Annotated in this window: 17 protein-coding genes and 1 pseudogene; 13 read left to right on the top strand and 5 right to left on the bottom strand. The window is 54.2% G+C overall.

All coding sequences use genetic code 11. The features are described 5' to 3' along the window. Positions 1-7 precede the first annotated feature (7 nt). The 4 genes from AB9F29_RS07275 to AB9F29_RS07260 all read left to right on the top strand — a co-directional run bounded on the left by AB9F29_RS07275 (position 8) and on the right by AB9F29_RS07260 (position 5,540). Positions 8-1,927, top strand: a complete 1,920-nt coding sequence (locus AB9F29_RS07275; protein WP_369755126.1) for a caspase family protein — start codon at positions 8-10, stop codon at positions 1,925-1,927. Positions 1,928-2,304: 377 nt separating this feature from the next. Beyond that, positions 2,305-3,276 carry an ABC transporter substrate-binding protein gene (locus AB9F29_RS07270; RefSeq protein WP_335583522.1) on the top strand — a complete coding sequence of 324 codons (972 nt, stop codon included), beginning with the start codon at positions 2,305-2,307 and terminating at the stop codon, positions 3,274-3,276. Between the two features lie 146 nt (positions 3,277-3,422). Continuing rightward, complete coding sequence (locus AB9F29_RS07265; RefSeq protein WP_039002657.1) at positions 3,423-4,460, top strand: proline/glycine betaine ABC transporter permease; 1,038 nt, start codon at positions 3,423-3,425, stop codon at positions 4,458-4,460. Positions 4,461-4,472: 12 nt separating this feature from the next. After that, entirely contained in the window at positions 4,473-5,540 is a 1,068-nt protein-coding gene (locus AB9F29_RS07260) for a glycine betaine/L-proline ABC transporter ATP-binding protein (RefSeq protein WP_369755124.1), read from the top strand. Positions 5,541-5,613: 73 nt separating this feature from the next. Here AB9F29_RS07260 and AB9F29_RS07255 read toward each other — a convergent pair whose 3' ends face one another. Further along, a complete protein-coding gene (locus AB9F29_RS07255) occupies positions 5,614-6,642 on the bottom strand; it encodes a LacI family DNA-binding transcriptional regulator (protein ID WP_369755123.1) in 1,029 nt (342 codons plus the stop codon). 116 nt (positions 6,643-6,758) lie between these two features. Here AB9F29_RS07255 and AB9F29_RS07250 point away from each other — a divergent pair, with 116 nt between their 5' ends. From AB9F29_RS07250 to AB9F29_RS07225, 6 genes and pseudogenes are all read left to right on the top strand, one after another. Further along, positions 6,759-7,286, top strand: coding sequence for a gluconokinase (locus tag AB9F29_RS07250; protein ID WP_335583519.1), 528 nt, complete (start codon positions 6,759-6,761; stop codon positions 7,284-7,286). A 25-nt stretch (positions 7,287-7,311) separates the two neighbouring features. Next, positions 7,312-8,334, top strand: coding sequence for a TRAP transporter substrate-binding protein (locus tag AB9F29_RS07245; protein WP_335583518.1), 1,023 nt, complete (start codon positions 7,312-7,314; stop codon positions 8,332-8,334). 61 nt (positions 8,335-8,395) lie between these two features. Then, positions 8,396-8,947: a TRAP transporter small permease subunit gene (locus AB9F29_RS07240; protein WP_369755121.1), complete on the top strand. Its 552-nt coding sequence runs from the start codon at positions 8,396-8,398 to the stop codon at positions 8,945-8,947. 1 nt (position 8,948) lies between these two features. Beyond that, entirely contained in the window at positions 8,949-10,274 is a 1,326-nt protein-coding gene (locus AB9F29_RS07235) for a TRAP transporter large permease subunit (protein ID WP_039002663.1), read from the top strand. Positions 10,275-10,549: 275 nt separating this feature from the next. Next, positions 10,550-10,903 carry a DUF3604 domain-containing protein gene (locus AB9F29_RS07230; RefSeq protein ID WP_369755119.1) on the top strand — a complete coding sequence of 118 codons (354 nt, stop codon included), beginning with the start codon at positions 10,550-10,552 and terminating at the stop codon, positions 10,901-10,903. 1,095 nt (positions 10,904-11,998) lie between these two features. Then, positions 11,999-12,121 (top strand): annotated as a pseudogene (locus AB9F29_RS07225) (hypothetical protein); the annotation flags it as partial. 149 nt (positions 12,122-12,270) lie between these two features. Here the strand turns inward: AB9F29_RS07225 and AB9F29_RS07220 are convergent. The 3 genes from AB9F29_RS07220 to AB9F29_RS07210 form a co-directional block, all read right to left on the bottom strand. After that, positions 12,271-13,284: a HupE/UreJ family protein gene (locus AB9F29_RS07220; RefSeq protein ID WP_369755118.1), complete on the bottom strand. Its 1,014-nt coding sequence runs from the start codon at positions 13,282-13,284 to the stop codon at positions 12,271-12,273. After that, on the bottom strand, positions 13,281-14,129 hold the full coding sequence (locus AB9F29_RS07215) for a peptidyl-prolyl cis-trans isomerase (protein ID WP_369755117.1): 849 nt from the start codon (positions 14,127-14,129) through the stop codon (positions 13,281-13,283). The genes AB9F29_RS07220 and AB9F29_RS07215 overlap by 4 nt, the downstream gene beginning before the upstream one ends. A gap of 182 nt (positions 14,130-14,311) precedes the next feature. Next, positions 14,312-15,016 carry a GntR family transcriptional regulator gene (locus tag AB9F29_RS07210; RefSeq protein WP_369755116.1) on the bottom strand — a complete coding sequence of 235 codons (705 nt, stop codon included), beginning with the start codon at positions 15,014-15,016 and terminating at the stop codon, positions 14,312-14,314. Positions 15,017-15,186: 170 nt separating this feature from the next. On the opposite strand from AB9F29_RS07210, the gene AB9F29_RS07205 reads away from it, so the two are divergent. The 3 genes from AB9F29_RS07205 (at position 15,187) to AB9F29_RS07195 (ending at position 18,083) form a co-directional block, all read left to right on the top strand. Next, a complete protein-coding gene (locus tag AB9F29_RS07205) occupies positions 15,187-16,068 on the top strand; it encodes a fumarylacetoacetate hydrolase family protein (protein ID WP_369755114.1) in 882 nt (293 codons plus the stop codon). A gap of 16 nt (positions 16,069-16,084) precedes the next feature. Next, positions 16,085-17,047, top strand: coding sequence for a VOC family protein (locus AB9F29_RS07200; RefSeq protein WP_369755113.1), 963 nt, complete (start codon positions 16,085-16,087; stop codon positions 17,045-17,047). A 109-nt stretch (positions 17,048-17,156) separates the two neighbouring features. After that, entirely contained in the window at positions 17,157-18,083 is a 927-nt protein-coding gene (locus AB9F29_RS07195) for a LysR substrate-binding domain-containing protein (protein ID WP_335583508.1), read from the top strand. 9 nt (positions 18,084-18,092) lie between these two features. Here the strand turns inward: AB9F29_RS07195 and AB9F29_RS07190 are convergent, their stop codons facing one another. Continuing rightward, entirely contained in the window at positions 18,093-19,724 is a 1,632-nt protein-coding gene (locus tag AB9F29_RS07190; protein ID WP_369755112.1) for an FAD-dependent monooxygenase, read from the bottom strand. Between the last annotated feature and the right edge of the window lie 26 nt (positions 19,725-19,750).

Raw genomic sequence — 19,750 nt, 5'->3', positions numbered from 1 at the left:
GGAAGTTATGCTGAGACACATTATTGCGTCTGTCCTATTGTGGGGGCTGACGGTTTCCACCGTTTGGTCTGAGGGGCGTGTGGCCTTTGTTGTGGGCAACTCTGCCTATGAAAACGTCGGGGCACTGGACAATCCGATCAATGATGCTTTGGATATTTCCGTTGCCTTGGAAGGCCTTGGCTTTGACGTGATCTTGGGCAGCAACCAGAGCTTTGAGGCGATGTCCGACGCGATTGCACGGTTTTCGCAGGCGGCGCTGACGGCGGATGCGGTGCTGTTTTACTATGCGGGGCATGGGTTTCAGGTTAATGGCGAGAACTATCTGGTGCCGGTTGACGCGGTGATTGCACAAGCCAGTGATGTGGCGACGGCTACGATCCCTTTGACTGAAGTTATGAACGCAATGGAGCAGTCAAAAGGGTTGAAACTTGTGTTTCTGGATGCCTGTCGCGACAACCCTTTTGCGGGCGGAGCAGCGGTCCCTGAGGCCGGAAGCGGTTTGGCACGGGTTGGCTCGTCGGCGGATTTCATGATTGGCTATGCAACCCAGCCCGACAATGTGGCCTATGACGGGACTGGGCGGAACAGTTTCTTTTCCGAGGCGATGCTGAACCATCTCTATACTCCGGGCCAGTCGATTTCCGAACTGATGATCGCGGTGCGCCGCGATGTTTTGGCGGCGACGGGCGGGCGACAAATTCCTTGGGATAACTCGTCCCTGACACGGCAGTTTCGCTTTGATAACAGCCCCGTAACCGCCTCCGAGGAAACGTTGTTGTGGCAGGTTGCGGCGAGCGAGAGCGATGCCAACTTGATGCAGTTATATGCCGAGCGCTATCCGCAGGGCGCGCATGTGGATGATGTGAATGCGTTTATTCAGAGCGGCGCGCAAACCCGCACGCTGGCGGACCGCGATGAAGTGGCCGAGGCCGCGCGACTGTGGTCGTTGGCGCGGCGCAGTCGGATGCGCCCCCTGTTGGAATATTATCTGGAGCAATACCCGACCGGCGCCGACGCCGAACAGGTCGCACGTCTTTTGGCGCTGATCCCCGAGGCCGATGACACCACACCGGGAGGGATTTGCGAGCGCTTAGCAACCCATCCTCGTGATGCGACGGCAAATCAGTCAGGCGTCAGTTTCGAGCAATTACAACGCAATGCTTTTTCGGCCATCCAAGCCTGTTCTGCGGCTGCGGTTCGCTCGCCAGAATTGCCACATTACACCGCCCTTTTGGCGCGGGCGACGGCGGCCTCGGGAGAGATGGATCGGGCGGTGCAGCTGTATCAAAGTGCGGCAGAGCGCGGCGATTTGCGCGCAATGGTCAGCCTTGCGCAATTGACCGAGTCCGGCAACGGCCTGCCACAGGACCAAACCCAAGCACTGGCACTATATGAACGGGCGGCAGAGGGGGGAAGCGCTGATGCGATGATCAACCTCGCTATAACTCTGTTTGAGGGCGTGTTGCTCCCTGCCGATCCAGATCGCGGTGTGGCTTTGCTGCGGCGAGCGGCGGAGGGGGGCTCGGCCAAGGCCGTGTTCAACCTTGGTGTTTTGGCCCAGAGCGACCAGATTGATACGCCGGCGGATGCGCTGGATTATTTCCGCCGCGCCGCACGCGATGGCGAGGTTGAAGGTTATCGTGCCGCTGCGATCTTGCTGGATGAAGGCCGAGGCATTGATCGCGACCCTGAAGCGGCGGCGGATTTGCTGCTGCGCGGCTTGGCCGAAGATCGGGGCGCTTTGCTGCAACAATTGACGACCGCGTCGGATGAGTGGTCCCGCGATACAATCTCTGCGGTTCAGTCGCGCCTGTTAGAAGCGGGATATTACACAAGCACCATTGATGGCCTGCCCGGGCCGAACTTCACGTCTGCGCTGACGCGTTGGCGCAATGGTGGTTTTAACGCGGATGTTTTGAAGAGTTGAGCTGAACTGGGCTAGAAAAGCCGCCTTTCGTTGCGGGTATATGCGGCGCAAAGGGAGCTTTTTGATTGAACGCTCTCCTCGTTCAAAGGGCTTGTGGTGTTGATTGTGCGTTGGTTCTTGCTTGAATCGACCTTGCTCAATTACGCGGCCTTAGAAGGCTTGGAAATATATACTTGGTTGCATTCCGTCAGTATTGCGATAGTTTGTGGCCTGAAAGCGACTAGAGATGTCGCAAATAGACCTTCCACTTTTTTTGACAAAAAAAGGAATGCAGCCTGACTGCTGGGATGGCGTTTGCGAGGTTGCTGGGCTTTCTGCGAGTGCGCCAACACGTGGCTGACACTCGGTAAAACAAGAAATAAGAAGGAATTACCCATATGAAACGTATTATTATCGGCGCGGCATTCGCGGCACTCGCAGCCCCAACGGCGGCTTTGGCACAAGACCAGTGCGGCGAAGTTACGATCACTCAGATGAACTGGGATTCAGCTGCTATTGTTACGGCTGTCTCGAAATTCCTGATGGAACAGGGCTATGGGTGTGACGTAACGGCGGTGCCGTCGGACACGACGCCGGCGATGACGTCCCTTTCCGAAAACAACGAACCAGATATCGTAACCGAGTTGTGGGTTAACTCCGCAGGTGATGCTTACAAAAAGCTAAAAGCTGACGGCAAAATCGAAGAGTTGACCAGCGTCCTTGACCCCGGTGGTGTCGAAGGTTGGTGGCTTCCAACTTACCTTGTTGAAGCGCACCCAGAGCTTGCAACAATCCAAGGCGTGATGGACAATCCTGAACTGGTTGGTGGCATGTTTAACAACTGTCCCGATGGTTGGGGCTGTCGCATCGTCAATGACAACCTGATCCGCGCGTTCAACCTTGAAGATAGCGGTATCGAAGTCTTTAACCACGGTTCCGGCGAAACGCTGGCGACTTCGATGGCTGCGGCTTATCAGAGCGAAGAACCTTGGTTTGGCTACTATTGGGGTCCAACGACGCCAATGGGTAAGTTTGCAATGACCAGCGTTGATCTTGGTGAATACGACGAAGCGGTACACGCGGCGAACCAAAACGCCGATGCGGCTGATCCTAAGGCATCGTCCTTCCCATCTGCACCCGTGCTGACGATCGTGACCAAAGACTTCATGGGTACGCACCCTGATATTGCGGACCTGATGAGCAAAGTGACCTTCAAGACGGACACAATGAGCCAACTTCTCGCTTGGAAAGAAGAGAACAACGCCTCTAACGAAGAAGCGGCTGTTTACTTCCTCAAGGGCAATCCTGAGGTTTGGGGAAGCTGGATCAATGAAGCAGCGACAGAAAAACTGTCCGCACTTTTGAAGTAAGCGAACTGCCTGTCTGAGTGCTCGTTCAAGGGCATGACGGTATTTTAGGCGATCCATTTAACAGGGCCAGTTCACATGATCTGGCCCTGTCGTCGTTTAGACGAACAATAGAATAGGGCCGAAACGATGGCCTGAATGAGGGATGTATGGCGACTTACGATTTTGTTTTCGACGGACTTGGCTTACGCAACTGGTGCGGTAGCAGCGGAGATGACGGCGGAGGAATGACGTCGATGGCGCAACTTCTGGCGGAGACATCAGACGAAGATGTAGTCGCCTCGGCTTGGGAAACGCCTTTTCCCTCCATGGATGCCCTGCATGAAGCCTGTCCCGCCTTTCCACAATCACGTGAGCTGACCAGTGGACTAGAAGAAGGCTTCCTATCGATCAAAGACAGTCTGAAAGTCGTCGTCGACCCGCTGACTCAACCCCTGAGCTGGGCGCTTAACGAAGCGCTCTGGGTAATGCAGGTGGTGCCATGGTTCGTCATGATCCCGCTGTTGATGCTCATTGCTTATGCCGTTAGTCGGCAGTGGAAACTGGTTGGGCTGGTTGCGATTTGCTTCGGGTTCCTCGGTTTTGTTGATTATTATAGCTACACAATGCAGACGCTGGCGATCATCTTTGTCTGTGCGATAACCTGTGTGTTACTTGGCGTGCCCATAGGGATAGCCATGTCGCGGAGCGACCGCGTACAGCGCACAATGATCCCGATTTTGGACATGCTCCAGACCCTGCCGCCGTTCGTTTATCTGATCCCGTTGATTTTCCTCTTCTCGGTGACGGAACCAAAACTCTACGGTATCGCCATTATTCTCTATGCGATCGTACCGGTGATCCGCCTCACGGATCTGGGCATCCGTCTTGTTGATCCCGACGTGACCGAAGCCGCAGATGCCTTTGGCATGACCAAACGGCAAAAACTGTTCAACGTGGAAATCCCGCTGGCGCTGCCAAATATCATGGCAGGCGTCAACCAAACCATCATGATGAGCCTCGCAATGGTCGTCATTGCATCGCTGGTTTCAGCCCCCGGTCTGGGTGTGCTGGTTCTGCGCGGCATTCGCTCGCTTGAACTTGGCGTAGGTCTGCTCTCTGGTCTGGGGATTGTGCTTCTTGCAATCATTCTTGATCGCGTGACCAAGGCGGCGCTTGCTCGCATCAATGTAAGTCAATCTAGATAAGAGGTGACGGATATGAACGAACCAGAAATCAAGATCTCGATCCGTAATCTCTATAAGATTTTCGGAGACGACCCAGAGCCAGCCCTGCAACACATCATTGACGGGATGGGCAAATCTGAACTGTTGGAAGAGCACAACCATGTTCTTGGCCTGAACGACATCAACATCGATGTGCCCGCCGGAAAAACGACGGTCATCATGGGCTTGTCAGGCTCGGGGAAGTCGACGCTTATTCGGCACCTCAACCGTTTGATTGAGCCAACCGCTGGTGAAGTCTGGGTCGATGGCGACAACATTCTGGAATACAACGAGAAGCAGATGCGGCACTTGCGGCAGCATAAAATGTCGATGGTCTTCCAAAAATTTGCGCTACTGCCGCATCGGACCGTGTTGCAAAACGCGGGCCTTGCGCCATCCATCGAAGGGCAGAACGAACGCAAATATGCGGATGAGGCCCGCAAATGGCTTGATCGCGTCGGGCTGCAAGGGCAGGGCGAGCAGTATCCCCATCAACTGTCAGGCGGGATGCAGCAAAGGGTGGGCATTGCCCGCGCGTTGACCAGTAACTCCGACATTATGTTGATGGACGAAGCGTTTTCGGCTCTTGATCCCTTGATCCGGACCGACATGCAAAACCTGTTGAACGAGTTGCAGGCCGAGTTGCAAAAGACGATCGTTTTCATCACGCATGATCTGGACGAGGCGCTAAAACTTGCAGACCATCTGGTCATTCTCAAGGACGGTTTTGTTGTCCAACAGGGAGAGCCGCAAAACATTTTGCTCAACCCTGCAGACCCCTACATCGAAGATTTCGTGAGTGATATCAATCGCGCGCGGGTTTTGCGGGTGCGATCTGTCATGCTTAAGACACCAGATGCACCGGGGGAGCGGGCAGGTGACATCGATCATGATGACACGCTGGAATCTGTGATTGCCCTGTCGGAGGGCGACACAGCACTTAGCTATCGTGTGATGAAGGACGGCAAGCCAGTTGGCTTACTGGACATGCGCAAACTGGTGCGTGCCCTCGTGCCATCAGAGCAATCTGACGATCCGGAAAGCGCCCGCCGCAGTGGCTGATTGACCTAGATTGAAACCGGAAGCCATTTTGGTTTCCGGTTGATCTCGTTCCCTATAGTTAACTTTAAATCTCTCAGCTGGATCGGAACGCGGCCCCCCGTAGATTTGTGGATGCCCTTTTTTTCAGTTCAAAGCCAAGGTCATAGATTTTTTCACTTTTGGTCTCGATTTTTGCGTTGGCGTCGATAACGATTTGCGCCGCAACTTTGCCAATTTCAACGCGCGGTGTGTGTACAGAAGTTACCGCTGGATTCATTTGAGATGTCGTTCCTAAATCATTAAATCCGCAGATTCCCATATCTTGAGGGATGCGGATATTGCGTCTTTCGCACTCAAACGCGATTCCGACCGCGACATCATCGTTGTTACAGAAAACGGCGTCGCAATCGGGAACCGTTGATAGAATGTCACCCAAGAGGTGCCGCCCGATTTCCACGCTCGATTTGATCTGCGTCGTTATTTGGAGGGCAGGGTCAAACAGGCCTGATTTCTCCATCATAGACCGATATCCCGCCATACGCATTTGTGTGCGAGGGTCCATGCGCGTGCCGACAAAGGCGATCCGGCGAAACCCTTCTTGAATCATATAATCGGTGGCTTCTGCTGCGGCTTGGAAGTTGGAAAACCCAACGATACTGTCGATTGGATCGTCGGCAATATCCATCACTTGCACCACGGGACAGTCGGTCGCCTTGAGGAGTTTGCGGGTCATTTCTGTTTGGTCGACCCCAGCGACGATCATGCCCGCAGGTTTCATCGTAAGAAATCTGCGCACCATCTCTTCTTCTTTGAGGGCGCTGTAGCGTGTGTTGCCAATTTGGATCGAATATTTAGTGCCTTCAATGGCGTCGTAAGCACCCGCCAAGACTTGTGAGAACACATTATTTGAAAACGACGGGACGAGCATTCCAATCACAGTGGAACGTTTTGAGGCCAGCGTAGAAGCCGCGCTGTCTGGCACGTATCCAAGCTCCTCTACCGCCGCTTGCACTTTGATGCGTGTCGATTCGGAAACCCGTTCTGGATCGCGCAAAGTCCTTGAAACAGTGATTGCGCTAACGTCTGCAATACGTGCGACATCGATCAAGGTTGGTTTCTTCATCCTCAATTCTCCTTGTTTGTAATGACGTATAAGCTTTTCCAGCTAGAAAAGATATTTCTTTTGACAAATGATTGCGCAATCATTTAAACATGTCTTGGTCATGGGGGGAGATAGACTTGAATGCAGCGTTTGTAATTATGGGTGTTTGCGGTGTTGGCAAAACGTCAATCGGCCAAGCGCTTTCAGTGAGCTTGCCTGCGACGTATATCGAGGCCGACACCTATCACCCACGTGAAAATATCACAGCGATGTCCGCGGGAATTCCACTGTCCGATGCCATGCGCATCCCTTGGCTTGAGAGCATAGGGGATGCGACGGAATCTGCCCGCGCAAAGGGCAACGTTGTCGTCGCTTGTTCGGCGCTCAAGCGGTCGTATCGCGACCTGCTTCAAAGTCGCATTGGCTGCGTCAAGTTTGTCTATCTGCACGGTGACCGAGATTTGATCGCTGACCGCTTAAAGCAACGAAGCGATCACTTCATGCCCACGACGCTGCTTGACAGTCAAATCGAAACGCTTGAACCTCCGACACCAGAGGAACACGCTCTTTTTGTCGATATTACGGGCAGCAAAGATCAAGTGCAGACCGATGTGGAAAATGCCGTGCGCGCGTATTTTGCCACCTCTAACGAAACGATCCGATAAATCATTGAAATCAGGGAGTAACTCAATGTCACTAAACGTAAAATCACTCGCGATTGCCGCGACACTTGCAATGACCGCCTCAGGCGCTTTCGCACAAGACTTTGCATTGCGCTTTCAATCGTCCGATCCCGCTGGCAACCCTAACTTTGGTTTGCAAAGCGAATGGGCCGCCAGCGTTGGCGTCCTCACAGGTGGACGGGTTACTGTTGAAATGTTGCCAGTAAACTCAATCGTCCAACACACAGAAACCCAAGATGCGGTTGCCGCAGGGATCATCGACGGTCACATCACCGATACGTCCTACTTCACGGGCAAAGATGCGGCGTTTGGCTTAATTGCGAACCCCGTTGGCGCATGGTCTTCACCGTATGAAATGTTTGCGTTTATGCAATACGGTGGCGGCAATGAACTGATGGCCGAATTGGTCGAGCCTTATGGTTTGCACTTTATCGGGGCCACAACCCCTGGCCTTGAAGCGTTTATCTCAAAAGTACCCTTGGATGGTGTTGACGATCTCAAAGGCTTGAAAATGCGGGCGCCAGAAGGCCTCGTTCAGCAAGTGTTTGCAGCAGCAGGCGCGGCTCCGGTCAATTTGCCCGGTTCGGAAGTGTTTACCTCGCTTGATAAAGGCGTGATCGACGCGGCTGACTATACCGTGTTCTCGACCAATCAAGAGCAGGGTATGCATGATGTTGCCAAGCATCCCGTTTACCCCGGTTTCCACTCCATGCCACTCGTCGAAGTGTCGATGAACAAAGCGACATGGGACAGTATGCCTGCGGATATCCACGCCATCCTAGAAATGTCGGTGCGTGATTTCGCCAACAATATGGTGAGCCAACTGGCCGCACGCGATACGATTGCTGTTGCCGAAGCGAACGCAAACCCAGAAATCACAGTGCACAACTGGTCCGCAGCAGAGCGCGCCAAATTCCGCACGATTGCACAGGGTGAGTGGAGCAAAGTGGCGACACGTTCGGACAATGCACAACGCGTTTTTGATGTGCTCACTGCATATCTTGCAGCGCAAGGCATGATTTCCGAGTAATCTAAACCACAAGCGGCCCCGTCATTTCGGCGGGGCCGTTTTTTCAAGGGATGTGAACCCAATGGACCAAGATCAAATCAAAAAACTGCATTTAGAGGAAGGCGCTGACCCGGACTCAGGGGCATTGGGGCAAGTCATTAATTCTGTGGGCATCATCTTTGCCATCGGAATTTTAATCTCCGCAGCCATTCTGATCCTCGAAATTTTTCTGCGCTATGTGCTGAATGCTCCCACCATTTGGGCCCACGAGACCGTGATTTTTCTGAACGCCAGCGCGTTTGTCTTCGGTGGCCTCTATGTGGTGTCGCGCAACAGCCATATCCGTGTTGTTTTGATCTATGATTACCTGTCCAAACCCGTTCGGCGCCATTTTGACATCGCGATTTCCCTCACAAGTTTTCTGGCGTCGGTGATATTCGCATGGGCCGCGTGGCAAGGCGTGAAACGCGCAATTTGGACCCCTACTGGCGATTTTCGCTTGGAGACGTCCGGCTCCGCGTGGAACCCTCCAACGCCGGGTCTGTTGAAAGTCTTTCTGCTTATAATCCTGTGCCTCATGGCTATTCAATTTCTAGTGTTGGCCGTTTCCTACTACAAAAAGAAAGATAGCTAACATGGAATGGCTTTCCCTCCTCACAGACTTCAAGGCTATGGGTATTGAATGGGCGACATTCGCCATGTTCGCCGCGCTGTTGCTTTTGCTCATTACCGGCATGCCGCTGGCGTTCGTTACCCTTTTGGTCGCTTTGATATTCGCTCTGGGTTGGTTCGGACCTATGGCCGTGCCGCTGATCACCAGCCGAATTTTCAGCTTTGTGAATTCGTTTGTGTTCGTGTCTGTGCCGATGTTTGTTTTGATGGCCGCCATCCTTGATCGGTCGGGCATCGCGCGCGATTTGTTTGATGCTATGCGGCTGGTTGGCGGACGATTGCGCGGCGGCATCGCTATTCAAACCTTACTTGTTGCGGTCATTCTCGCAGCGATGTCAGGTATTATCGGTGGCGAAGTTGTGCTTCTCGGCCTTATCGCTTTGCCGCAAATGTTGCGCCTTGGATATGATCGCAAACTCGCCATCGGCGTGTGTTGCGCAGGGGGCGCGTTGGGGACGATGATCCCACCGTCCATCGTTTTGATCGTCTACGGGCTTACCGCAAACGTGTCGATTGGCGATCTCTTCACGGCTTCCTTCCTCCCCGGATTGATGTTGGCAGGTCTCTATGTCGTTTACATCCTCATTCGCGCCTACCTAAACCCGTCACTGGCTCCAATTCCAGAACAGGGCGAAATCCCAAGAGCAGAAAAACTGCGTCTTCTCAAAGGTTTGTTCCTGCCGGGGTTGGTTGTGTTTTTTGTGCTTGGGTCGATCTATGGCGGCATTGCCAGCGTGACCGAAGCCTCCGCTGTGGGTGTGTTTGGCGTTACCTTGTCCACCATAATCCGAGGCGAGTTTTCAACGAGTTTGCTGCTCGGCGCGGCGCGGCAAACCCTTGCAACCGTTGGGATGATCGTTTGGATCGGGATCGGGGCCACGGCCTTGGTTGGCGTGTTCAATTTGATGGGCGGTATCAATTTTGTTTCGTCGCTCATCACCGGTATTTCTGACGAGCCTATTTTGATTATCCTGTTTATGATGGCCATCCTCTTTGTGCTTGGGATGTTCCTTGATTGGGTCGGAATCGCCCTTTTAACGATGCCAATCTTTGTGCCGATTGTCGTATCGCTCGGCTATGATCCTGTTTGGTTTGGCGTTGTGTTTGCCATGAATATGCAGGTGAGTTTTCTATCGCCACCATTTGGTCCCGCCGCGTTTTATCTCAAAAGCGTTGCGCCCAAAGACATCTCGCTGGGGGAAATCTTTCAATCGCTTCTTCCGTTCATCGGGTTGCAAATTATCGCGCTCGGCCTGCTCCTCGCGTTTCCAGGTATCACGGGTCGTTAGGAAGGTGCCATTTCTAGGCTGGGCACGCCTCCGCCTAGATCTGTGGTCTCAGTCCATTCGCTTTTTGCAATCGAGGACAATGATAGTGCCGTAATCACGGTGGATTGCCCCGTTTAGGGTGGGTTCGCGCAATGCAGTTTCACCGGCATTGCGCGAACCCACCATTTCACCAAGTTCCAACTGGGCGATCGGAATTGAATTCCCCCCCCTCTGAGCCCATGCCGAAAAGGGGCTCGTGCCCGATTAATCGCAGCAAAACCAGCGCGTGATTAAGCATGTTCACCCTCCACCGCATCGTTATTTTCCGCGACGGACCTGAGCGCGCTGGCCAAGTCGAACCCTGTACCACAACGCCACCAATGGGGGCGATTGATCCGCGTAAACTTTGTGGGTGGTTGCAAAACTATGAGGATAAAACCGACGATATGTTGGCTGGCGAATATCCGCAGTCTGGCCTACAGCGCGGTTTGATGCTGAAAGAGACTCTGGGTGTGAATCCGTTCAATTTCGGCATGGTCGGTGCGGGCGACAATCACATATCGATGTCTAGTCCAGGCAACGATAGCTTCATTGAGAAAAAACACGCCCAATGTGCCCTCCGAACATGGGGTCGTCAACGAAGTGGGTGAGTTGCACATTGCTTTGTAAAACTAAGAATTGGGCCTCGAACTCGACAGTTATGAGTGGCGCGCTGTTTGCTGCGATAGAGCGCCGTGAGGTGGGTCGTGTATGCGCGTGCGTCTACTTGGTGGCTGGGATTTTAAAGACGATGACGCCCTGCGTCGTGACTTCGCGGTCGTTGGCAATAGCAAAAGGGGGGGGGCGATGGGGGATTGTATGGGCAGACTCAGATTTTGCTCCTGCTCTCAAGGCGATCTATGACGCTCGCGTTATCGAATTTCGACCCCGCACAAGACAGCCGATGATCGCGTGAAGTACGACCCAGATATCCCCGTGACGGTCCCCTTCAAAACACAAGATCGGGCCATTACCTCGCCGATTTGGTGCACCCTAAAGGGCTAAATGATCTATCGAAACGTTTGGTCTGTGGGGCCAACTCTGAGTGTGGGAAGGCGCATCGATCCAGATTTTCGGACGGCTGGATTTGAAACTCCGGCCGCCTCCTTGAAAAAGTCATCTACAGATAAAGGGAGAAAAATAAATGATATGGTCCTTAGTGCGGCACGAATGGGCGCCACAACGGCAGGCGCTGCCGAACTTGAGACACCCGAAAGCTATGCGCGTGCCGTGGTTGATGAATCGTTCAAAAGCGCTGTTCAGGATGTTAGCTCCTGCACATACCGCCTATGCCGAGAAAGACCCTGATGGTGCCAATCTGGGACACATCCGAGTATCAAAGGGTGGGTGGATGCGCTTGGTGGCACACGCCGCGTATTATCGACGTATTGATTTGAAAATATACCTAATATTTTGGCGCGCCCATGCTCTCGGGGGGAGGCGGACACTGATTTTCCCCATGAATCCCCATCGTTTTACGCCGCGCGCGTCCTTGAAATTCCGAGGCTGTGTGCAATGTTTCACCGTTGATGCCAGAGGTTGCTGCGACGATCCAAAAGAAAGGCTCTCAGATGAATCCTCTACGCCAATTCATCGGGCCCATGGGCGATGCGACACCCTTGTTTGCGGTCGAAGGCGGGCTAGGAAACTATTTTCTGAGGTTACGCGAATCCTTTTCGGGCATTCTCATTTGAGACACGTCGTCGGGTTTGGGCGATACCACGATCACCCTCGTGGTCAGCCGGCATTCTGGCAACCTCCATAGTAGCGCCGCCTTTTTGATCTATACCCCGACAGGAAGCGATGCAAACTGCGCTCAATGCGCGTAACCATATCTGGTTGCTCCAGCCCGTTTTATCGGCCAAGTGGTTGGGAATATTCAGGTTCCGTCCGTGTTTTGTCCAGCACCCGCAACGCAGGGGCAGTCGACCAAACGCACCAGCGTTAAACCTTCGGGGGGCCGTACATGATGGCGTGTTCAAAATAGCGCTAGCCTTTGCACAAACCAAAAAGCCGCCACGCCGCCAATTCCATAGCCAATGGTGATTAGGGCGACGCCCTGTGATTGCAATGCTTTTCTGGCATTTTTTGGGGCCAAGCGGAGCAACAAGTATCCCAGCAATAGCACAACTGTGATGAACATGAGTTGGCCGATTTCCACACCTATGTTGAAAGAAAATAGCGCCAGTGGGATGTCGCCCTCGGGCAGGCCGATTTGGACCAAAGCGCCAGCAAAACCAAGGCCGTGCAGCAAACCAAAAGCAAACGCCACGGCCCAAGGATAGCGCACAGTTAGCGTTTGGTGGTCCTTGGACTGTTGCACCAATTCCGATGCGAGGAACATAATCGACAACGCGATGACCGCTTCTACGGGAGGCGCAGGGAGCGTGACCCAGCCAAGCGTTGCCGCCACGAGGGATATACTATGGGCGACAGTAAAGGCCGTTATCGCTGCCACCAAGGGACGCCAATTTCGGATGAGCAACAACAGGGCAAGCACAAACACGAGGTGATCAATCCCGCCAAGGATATGCTCAACCCCCAGCGCCACATAGCTTGAGAAAACGCCAAAGGTACTTGGCGTAGCGGGGATCACAAAGGACGGTGTACGTGCCGTCAGGCGCATCGTTTGCCCAGTTCCGCAATCGAGGGTATAGCGCACGAGCACGTCGGTATTGGTGTTTTCCAACCCTTCAATCGTGATCTCGTTGCCCGTCAATCCGCCCACGCATTCCGTCGTCCAGCGCGAGATATACGCGTAGCCATCGAATTGGGTGCTCGGGGGGCGTTGGTACGCACAGTTTTCCGGCAACACGGCTTCGATGGGCATAGGTCGCCCCGAAACGGCGGGTTTGCGCCATGTGACGCGCCAGTTTTCGGCCTCTAAAGGTTCGAGTTCCAGATATCCGGGTTCAAGCGCATGTGCGTGAGTCGACGGAACGGGCGCTCCAAAGAAGGCCAGCATGAGGCCAACAAGAATAAGCCGGATCATTGCGTCAACAACGCGCTATAATCACCAACTTGCACGTCATACCTTGCGCGCAGGTTGTGGATGTTTTGCGCTTTTTCGGCTTCTGCGTTTTGGGTTTGCCAGTCCTGTGTAACCCGCTCTTTAATGGATTCAAGGGGCACGGTTTCAGCGGGTTTGAAGTTTTCGACGCGCACAAGATGAACACCGAAGGACGACACGATTGGCCCCTGCCACTGCTCCAACAGTGTCACGTCGATTGCGTCATAGAACCCCATGCCAAAGCTGCGATCCACATTGGCGCGCGTGGAGCCTTTGAGCGTTGAGGGGAGCAGGGTTGGAACGCCTAAATCCTGGGTCGGTTGGCCATTGTGAACCGCGTCTTGTGTCGCCGAAATCTGGGCGTCAGTGGCGTTCGGGCCGAGGTAGATTTGTTCAAAAGTAACAATGGGATCTAGGGTGTAATTTGCAGTATTCGCGTCATAATAGGCTTTGAGCACGGCCTCGTCAGGGGGCGCACCCACTGTATTGACGCCCGTTATGAAATCCATCTTTTGCCGAAGGCGCTGGCGGATTACAGCATCGTCTTGATCAAGCCCCAAGGCCAATGCCTCGCGCACCAACACTTCTTCTTGTACAAAGCCGTCGACCATTCCGGCCATCTCGTCTTGTGTGGGGAGCCGCATCCAAGTGGCGCGAAATTGTTCCGCGATGCGCACCAGATCCGCGTTATCCACGACAAGCAAGTTTTCCTGCTGTTTGACTGGCCGCTCGTTGAGCGCTGCAAAGGTTGCAAAAACGAGTCCACCAACAAAAATGAAATGCAGTAATGGCTCTCTTAATAGCTTTGAAATTGTGTCTTTCATCATGTTTTCAACGGGTGCCTTTAGAAAAAGGAGGGGTAAAATTCCGTGCAGGGTATGGCTGAATTTGCAGGGGCACAACACGAAAAAGGCTTGCGAAGGTTAATTCGATCCGAGCGATCAAGGCGGAAGTATCAAGGCAAATCTTCGCGAAGAAGGTGAGGTTGATACCCGCTAGAAAACGTGGGTTAGGACTGTTTGTGCATGGGTTTTGTTTCCAAAGCGCCGTCGCTAACGACGGCGTCAATCAGGATGCGCGTGGTAAGTTCGAGATGCTCTCGCATCGCAATACTCGCGGCGGTTTTGTCGCGACCGATCGCGGCATCGGCAATCGCCTTGTGCTCGGCGGTCACATCGCGCTTGCGACTGTCTAGGGGAACGGACACGCTGCGATATCGTTCGGATTGCGCAAAAAGCGTCTCGCGAATGCGCAGCAACCACGGGCTGTCACAGGCCGATACCAGAGCTGCATGGAACCGACTATGCGCCGCGGCCCAGTCTTCGTTGACACGGTCGGGATCGTTCGGATCTTGGAGGCTGATCCGGGACAGTTCAAACTGCGTTGAAACAATGCCGGTTTCCCATTTCAAATCGCCATTCTCGATCGCATTTTCTAGGCAACAGCATTCGATAAGAATGCGCGTTTTGGTAAGGTCTTCCAACTCCGATTGTGTGATCGAGGCAACGCGATACCCCTTGTTGGGTTCAGCCACCACAAGCCCTTCAGAAGTAAGACGGGATAATGCCTCGCGCACAGCACCAAGGCTGAAGCCAAGGGCACTCACGAGGTCAGATATCTTAATTTTTTCGCCAGGTCGCAGGCGACAGGCCAGAATATCCGAACGGACCTTTTCATAGGCCTGCGCTGTTAGGTTCTGAGTCTTGGCCGCCATAGGTTGATCCCCTTTTGCCGATACCTATTTCATGAACATCTACTATATCGCAATAGTATACTGTTGCCCATTCCACAGTCACGACTGCGAGCTACGGTAAATAATATATTTTTAATTGACTGATACATTATTGCAAATTATGGTTTCCCTGTCTTATCAGAGGAACTGACATGAAATTTGCCGCATTCGAATTTGCTGGGCAGCGCGGGCTCGCCATAGAGGTTGAGGGCGCGTTTCGTGGCCTTATGGCACAGGACGAAGGGTTTCCCGGCGATCTGCTGACATTGATCCGCGCCGGAGCGCCGGCACTCAAAGCCGCGGCAAAGGCGCTTGGGAATGGTCCCGTTATCGACATGGCGGCGGTCACGTATCTTCCCCCTGTGGCAGACCCCGAGAAAATTGTGTGTGTTGGGCTAAACTATCGCGATCACTCGGCGGAAAGCGGCTTTGAACAGCCAACTTTTCCAACCCTGTTTGGCCGTTTCAACTCGTCTCTTATCGGGCACGGTGCCGCGATCATCCGTCCACAAGTGTCGAACCAACTCGATTATGAAGGTGAATTGGCCGCGATCATCGGGGCCGAAGCGTCCAAAGTGTCCGAGGCCGATGCGCTGAATTATGTCGCGGGATACTCAATCTTCAACGATGCCTCAATCCGCGACTATCAAGTCAAGTCGCCGCAATGGACCGCAGGCAAGAATTTCGACAACACAGGCGCCTTCGGACCCTATTTTGTCACGGCGGACGCGTTACCCAAGGGCTGTCTCGGGTTAGCACTGACAACCCGCCTCAATGGCCAAGTGGTGCAGCAGGCCGAGATTGATGATATGGTGTTCTCTGTTGCGCAAACCATTTCGATCTGTTCGCAGTTCATGACCTTGAAACCCGGTGATGTAATCGTCACGGGAACACCTTCGGGGGTTGGTCTTGCGCGCAAGCCGCCGCTTTGGATGGTTGACGGCGATGTCTGCGAAGTCGAGATTACGGGCCTCGGTAAGTTATCCAACCCCGTGCGCGACGAAATTTTACAGCCACTCACCAAATCCGCCTGAGTTAAGGGAGAAAACCATGACTGCAATCACTGGCAAAGTCGGCATCACCAAGCGCCCCGGCGAATTGGGTATTCATTCGATGGACACCTTTCACATGGTGGTGCCTGATCTTCGGGTGGCACAGGATTTTTACACCAGCTTCGGCCTAGATGTGCGCGAAGAGGGGGAGGGGTTGGGGCTTTATACCTTCGGGTCGACCCAACGCTGGGCGTCCCTTGGGGAGGCTGGGCGCAAGAAGCTCAACCATCTTAGCTTTGCGATATTTGAGGAAGACTTCGAGCCGATGAAACGACGAATTGAGGCGGACGGAGTGCCGATCATGGATGCGCCGCTCGGTTTTGACAGCAATGGAATTTGGTTTCGCGATCCTTTCGGTGTTTTGATTGAGGTCAAGATTGCTGAAAAAACAAGCCCAGCACAAAAGGCGGACTTTAGTGTTCCTTCGTCGGCGGCGGGTGTGATGGGCTCAATGCAGCGCTGCAATGCGCCCAAGGTCCAGCCACATCGGCTGGCGCATCTGCTCATTTTTACCCCCGATGTTCCGGCCTGCATCCGCTTTTACAGCCGTACATTGGGGTTGCGTTTGAGCGACCAGTCTGGCGATGGTATTTGTTTTATGCATGGGATTCACGGCTCGGATCACCATCTGGTCGCCTTTGCAAAATCTGACGCTCCCGGTTTGCATCATTGCAGTTGGGACGTGGGCGGCATCAATGAAATCGGCTTGGGTGCGGCGCAAATGGCAGACAAGGGATTTGACAAAGGTTGGGGCCTTGGACGGCACGTGCTTGGGTCGAATTACTTCCATTATGTCAAAGATCCATGGGGCAGCTACTCGGAATATTCCGCCGACATCGACTATATTCCTGTCGATCACGATTGGGAGGCGGGCGACTATCCACCAGAGGACTCGATTTACCTGTGGGGGCCAGAAATTCCGAAAGATTTCATCACAAATTATGAGTCCCAACCAGAGTAAAGCCCACCTAAGAAGAAACGTTATCGTTTTCAGGCGGCACAACCTATTATTCGGAGGGCAAGAGAGGTAGAAGCGGTTTACCGTCAGGCGCATTTTAGGAGATCGGCCCGTGAAGTTAACCCAGATCAGGGACCTAATTGCGACCGCTGACACCGGCAGTTTGCGCGCGGCGGCGCGTCATCTAGGCGTGACTCAGCCCGCGATAACGCGCAGCATCCGCGAATTGGAGCGGGAGTTGGGCGTTCCCTTGTTTGAACGGCACCAGTTTGGCATGTTGCCCACAACGATGGGGCTGGCCATGCTCAAACGGGCCCGCACCGTTGAAGAAGAACTGCGGCGCGCGACGGAAGAAATCAGTCAAATGCAGGGCGAAATGGTCGGAGAAGTCCGCGTGGCGATGTCGGCGGTTTCTACTTTCGCCATGATGCCGCAAGCGGTGATGAGTTTTCGCCGCACCCACCCTCGCGCTGTCATGAAGTTCGTTGAGAGCTTTTATGCGCCAATAGAGGGTCAATTGCTCAACGGTGAAATCGACTTTTTCGTTGGTCCCTTTATGGATACCGGACGGGGGAGCCGCGTGACGTCGGAAGTGTTGTTCCAGAATATGCGCGTTGTTATCGCGCGCAAAGGCCACCCGCTTGCGCAGGCGACATCGATTCGTCAGCTTGGGGAGGCAGAATGGGTCAAACAGGCCTTGCACGACCGCAAAAGTGAGGGCGACTTTGAGCGACCATTTGTTCAGCTTGGATTGCCGATGCCACGGATCATTATGCATACCACATCTTCTACGGCGACTCTGCTGGCGGTGGCCAATAGCGATTTGCTGACCTCAGTTCCAATGCAGGTGTTGAATGCGCCCGTTGATCGCGCGTTGTTTGACGTGCTGCCAATCACCGATGTTCTGGAAGCGGCACCGATCTGCCTCGTGCGGCGTGTCGATCTTTCGCTCACACCGCTGGCGGAATGTATGTTCGACATGTTCCGCCGCGCGGGTCTACAACACAGCCGCAAATCCGATGGCGCAGCTGTATTGTAATCCCTTTTTCTATGCTTTGAGCGAACTGCGACGTCCGATGAGTTGTTCGAAAACCTCGACCGTTGGCACCACTTCTCCGCGCCATGCAACATGTTGATCGGGACGAATTAGGACTAAGGGTGCGCCATAGAGCTTGGCCAGTCGCCCGTCTTTTGGTGCAAACACGGTCAGTGGCATGCCCACGTCTTCGGCCGTTTTGCGCGCCTTGGCGATCTCTTGCGCGTCAACTTTATCGGTAATCAACAGCGTGAACCCCTGACCAAAATGGTCATAAAGCGACGAGTCGTCCGCGAGCCAACAATGCGGCGCGATGCAACCCGGCGTGGCCGAGGGCGTATAGTCAATCGACCGCTTCCAGTCTTTTTGCGTGCCGTCATCTATAATCGCGGGTGAATTGCAGTAACAATAGCCCAACACCACTCCACGGGCATAGAATTCGCCGTGCTTGTGCTTGCGCACCATTGCCGCCGCTTCTTGGCGTGCGGCGACACCTTCTGGTGTGTCTTCTTCGATGTGCGGTAGGATCAGCTGGTTGGCGAGGATCGTGTGGTTGGCCTCGGCGGCATCCAGCACAAATTGCGCGGTCTGGCGGCGCTCAACCTCAAAGCTGTCGAGTAGGGCCGTGCCGCCCCAACCCTGAAGCACCGCGGCGAGTTTCCAGCCGATATCAACAGCATCCCCAATCCCCAGCAGCATCCCGAACCCGCCAAACGGTGGGTGCAAATGGCCAGCATCGCCAATCAGAAAGGTGCGATCCGTGCGAAACCGGTCGGCCAGCAACTTGCTCGCGACCCACTCGTCAGAGCTGAGCACCTCAATTTCGGTGTCAATTCCGGTCGCCGCGCGGATCATATCCGCAGCGGCCTCCAGACTTGGGGCGTTGGCCGCATCAATGCCGGTCGGCATGAAATACCAGAGATCACCCGTGTCCATCGGCCCGATCAGGCTTGGAAAATCGGGGTTGATTTGCCAGTACATGATGCCGTCGCCGTGTGGGTGTTTCGCGGCCAATTCGGGCGCACGGAAAATGACGTTCAGATTGCGCGAGAGGCCGTAGGTGCCTTCCATCTTGGCGCCAATGGCGTCGCGAACGGCGCTTCCGGCCCCGTCTGCTCCCACAAGATATTCCGCCGACAACTCCCAGTCGCGAGAGGTGGCACTGTCATAAAGCTGTACCGATACGCCGCCATCAAGGGCTGTGTAGCCTGTGAATGTCTGGCCATAGCAGATTTCAACACCCGGCAATGACAAGGCGTGATCAATCAGCACTTTCTCAAGCTTGTATTGCGGAATCCATTGGCCGTGCTCGGAAAATTCCTCGTTACGCTCAGCCTTGCAATCGAGCGCGTGTTCAAAACGGTGCAACAGATGTCCGCCCAGTCGGGTCACGAAATTAACGTGCGAAGGGTACTCAACGCCAAAGGGCGAGGCGGCAGCCAGCTTATCGGCGATCCCCCAGCGGCGCATGTGTTCGCGAGTCCGTGAGTGGGTCGTTTTGGCACGTGGCGCATAGCCTGCGCGGACGCTGCGTTCGAGGATAACGCAAGGCACGCCGCGATAGCCAAGCTCAATGGCAAGGGCGAGGCCCGCAGGCCCGCTGCCGATGATTGCCACTTTTGTGGCGCTAGGTAGGTCTGACATCTGTGAAAGTGCCTCCGATGGCCAAG

Source organism: Falsihalocynthiibacter sp. S25ZX9 (assembly GCF_041205405.1).
Taxonomy (GTDB): Bacteria; Pseudomonadota; Alphaproteobacteria; order Rhodobacterales; family Rhodobacteraceae; genus Falsihalocynthiibacter; species Falsihalocynthiibacter arcticus.
This window is presented reverse-complemented; position numbering and strand designations above follow the sequence as displayed.

What these genes read in the sequence shown, in the direction of transcription:
- AB9F29_RS07260 (WP_369755124.1), top strand. Translation starts at nt 4,473, where the DNA reads ATGAACGAACCAGAAATCAAGATCTCGATCCGTAATCTCTATAAGATT.
- AB9F29_RS07220 (WP_369755118.1), bottom strand. Translation starts at nt 13,284, where the DNA reads ATGATCCGGCTTATTCTTGTTGGCCTCATGCTGGCCTTCTTTGGAGCG.
- AB9F29_RS07240 (WP_369755121.1), top strand. Translation starts at nt 8,396, where the DNA reads ATGGACCAAGATCAAATCAAAAAACTGCATTTAGAGGAAGGCGCTGAC.
- AB9F29_RS07255 (WP_369755123.1), bottom strand. Translation starts at nt 6,642, where the DNA reads ATGAAGAAACCAACCTTGATCGATGTCGCACGTATTGCAGACGTTAGC.
- AB9F29_RS07265 (WP_039002657.1), top strand. Translation starts at nt 3,423, where the DNA reads ATGGCGACTTACGATTTTGTTTTCGACGGACTTGGCTTACGCAACTGG.
- AB9F29_RS07215 (WP_369755117.1), bottom strand. Translation starts at nt 14,129, where the DNA reads ATGATGAAAGACACAATTTCAAAGCTATTAAGAGAGCCATTACTGCAT.
- AB9F29_RS07275 (WP_369755126.1), top strand. Translation starts at nt 8, where the DNA reads ATGCTGAGACACATTATTGCGTCTGTCCTATTGTGGGGGCTGACGGTT.
- AB9F29_RS07205 (WP_369755114.1), top strand. Translation starts at nt 15,187, where the DNA reads ATGAAATTTGCCGCATTCGAATTTGCTGGGCAGCGCGGGCTCGCCATA.
- AB9F29_RS07190 (WP_369755112.1), bottom strand. Translation starts at nt 19,724, where the DNA reads ATGTCAGACCTACCTAGCGCCACAAAAGTGGCAATCATCGGCAGCGGG.
- AB9F29_RS07245 (WP_335583518.1), top strand. Translation starts at nt 7,312, where the DNA reads ATGTCACTAAACGTAAAATCACTCGCGATTGCCGCGACACTTGCAATG.
- AB9F29_RS07235 (WP_039002663.1), top strand. Translation starts at nt 8,949, where the DNA reads ATGGAATGGCTTTCCCTCCTCACAGACTTCAAGGCTATGGGTATTGAA.
- AB9F29_RS07230 (WP_369755119.1), top strand. Translation starts at nt 10,550, where the DNA reads ATGTTCACCCTCCACCGCATCGTTATTTTCCGCGACGGACCTGAGCGC.
- AB9F29_RS07200 (WP_369755113.1), top strand. Translation starts at nt 16,085, where the DNA reads ATGACTGCAATCACTGGCAAAGTCGGCATCACCAAGCGCCCCGGCGAA.
- AB9F29_RS07270 (WP_335583522.1), top strand. Translation starts at nt 2,305, where the DNA reads ATGAAACGTATTATTATCGGCGCGGCATTCGCGGCACTCGCAGCCCCA.
- AB9F29_RS07210 (WP_369755116.1), bottom strand. Translation starts at nt 15,016, where the DNA reads ATGGCGGCCAAGACTCAGAACCTAACAGCGCAGGCCTATGAAAAGGTC.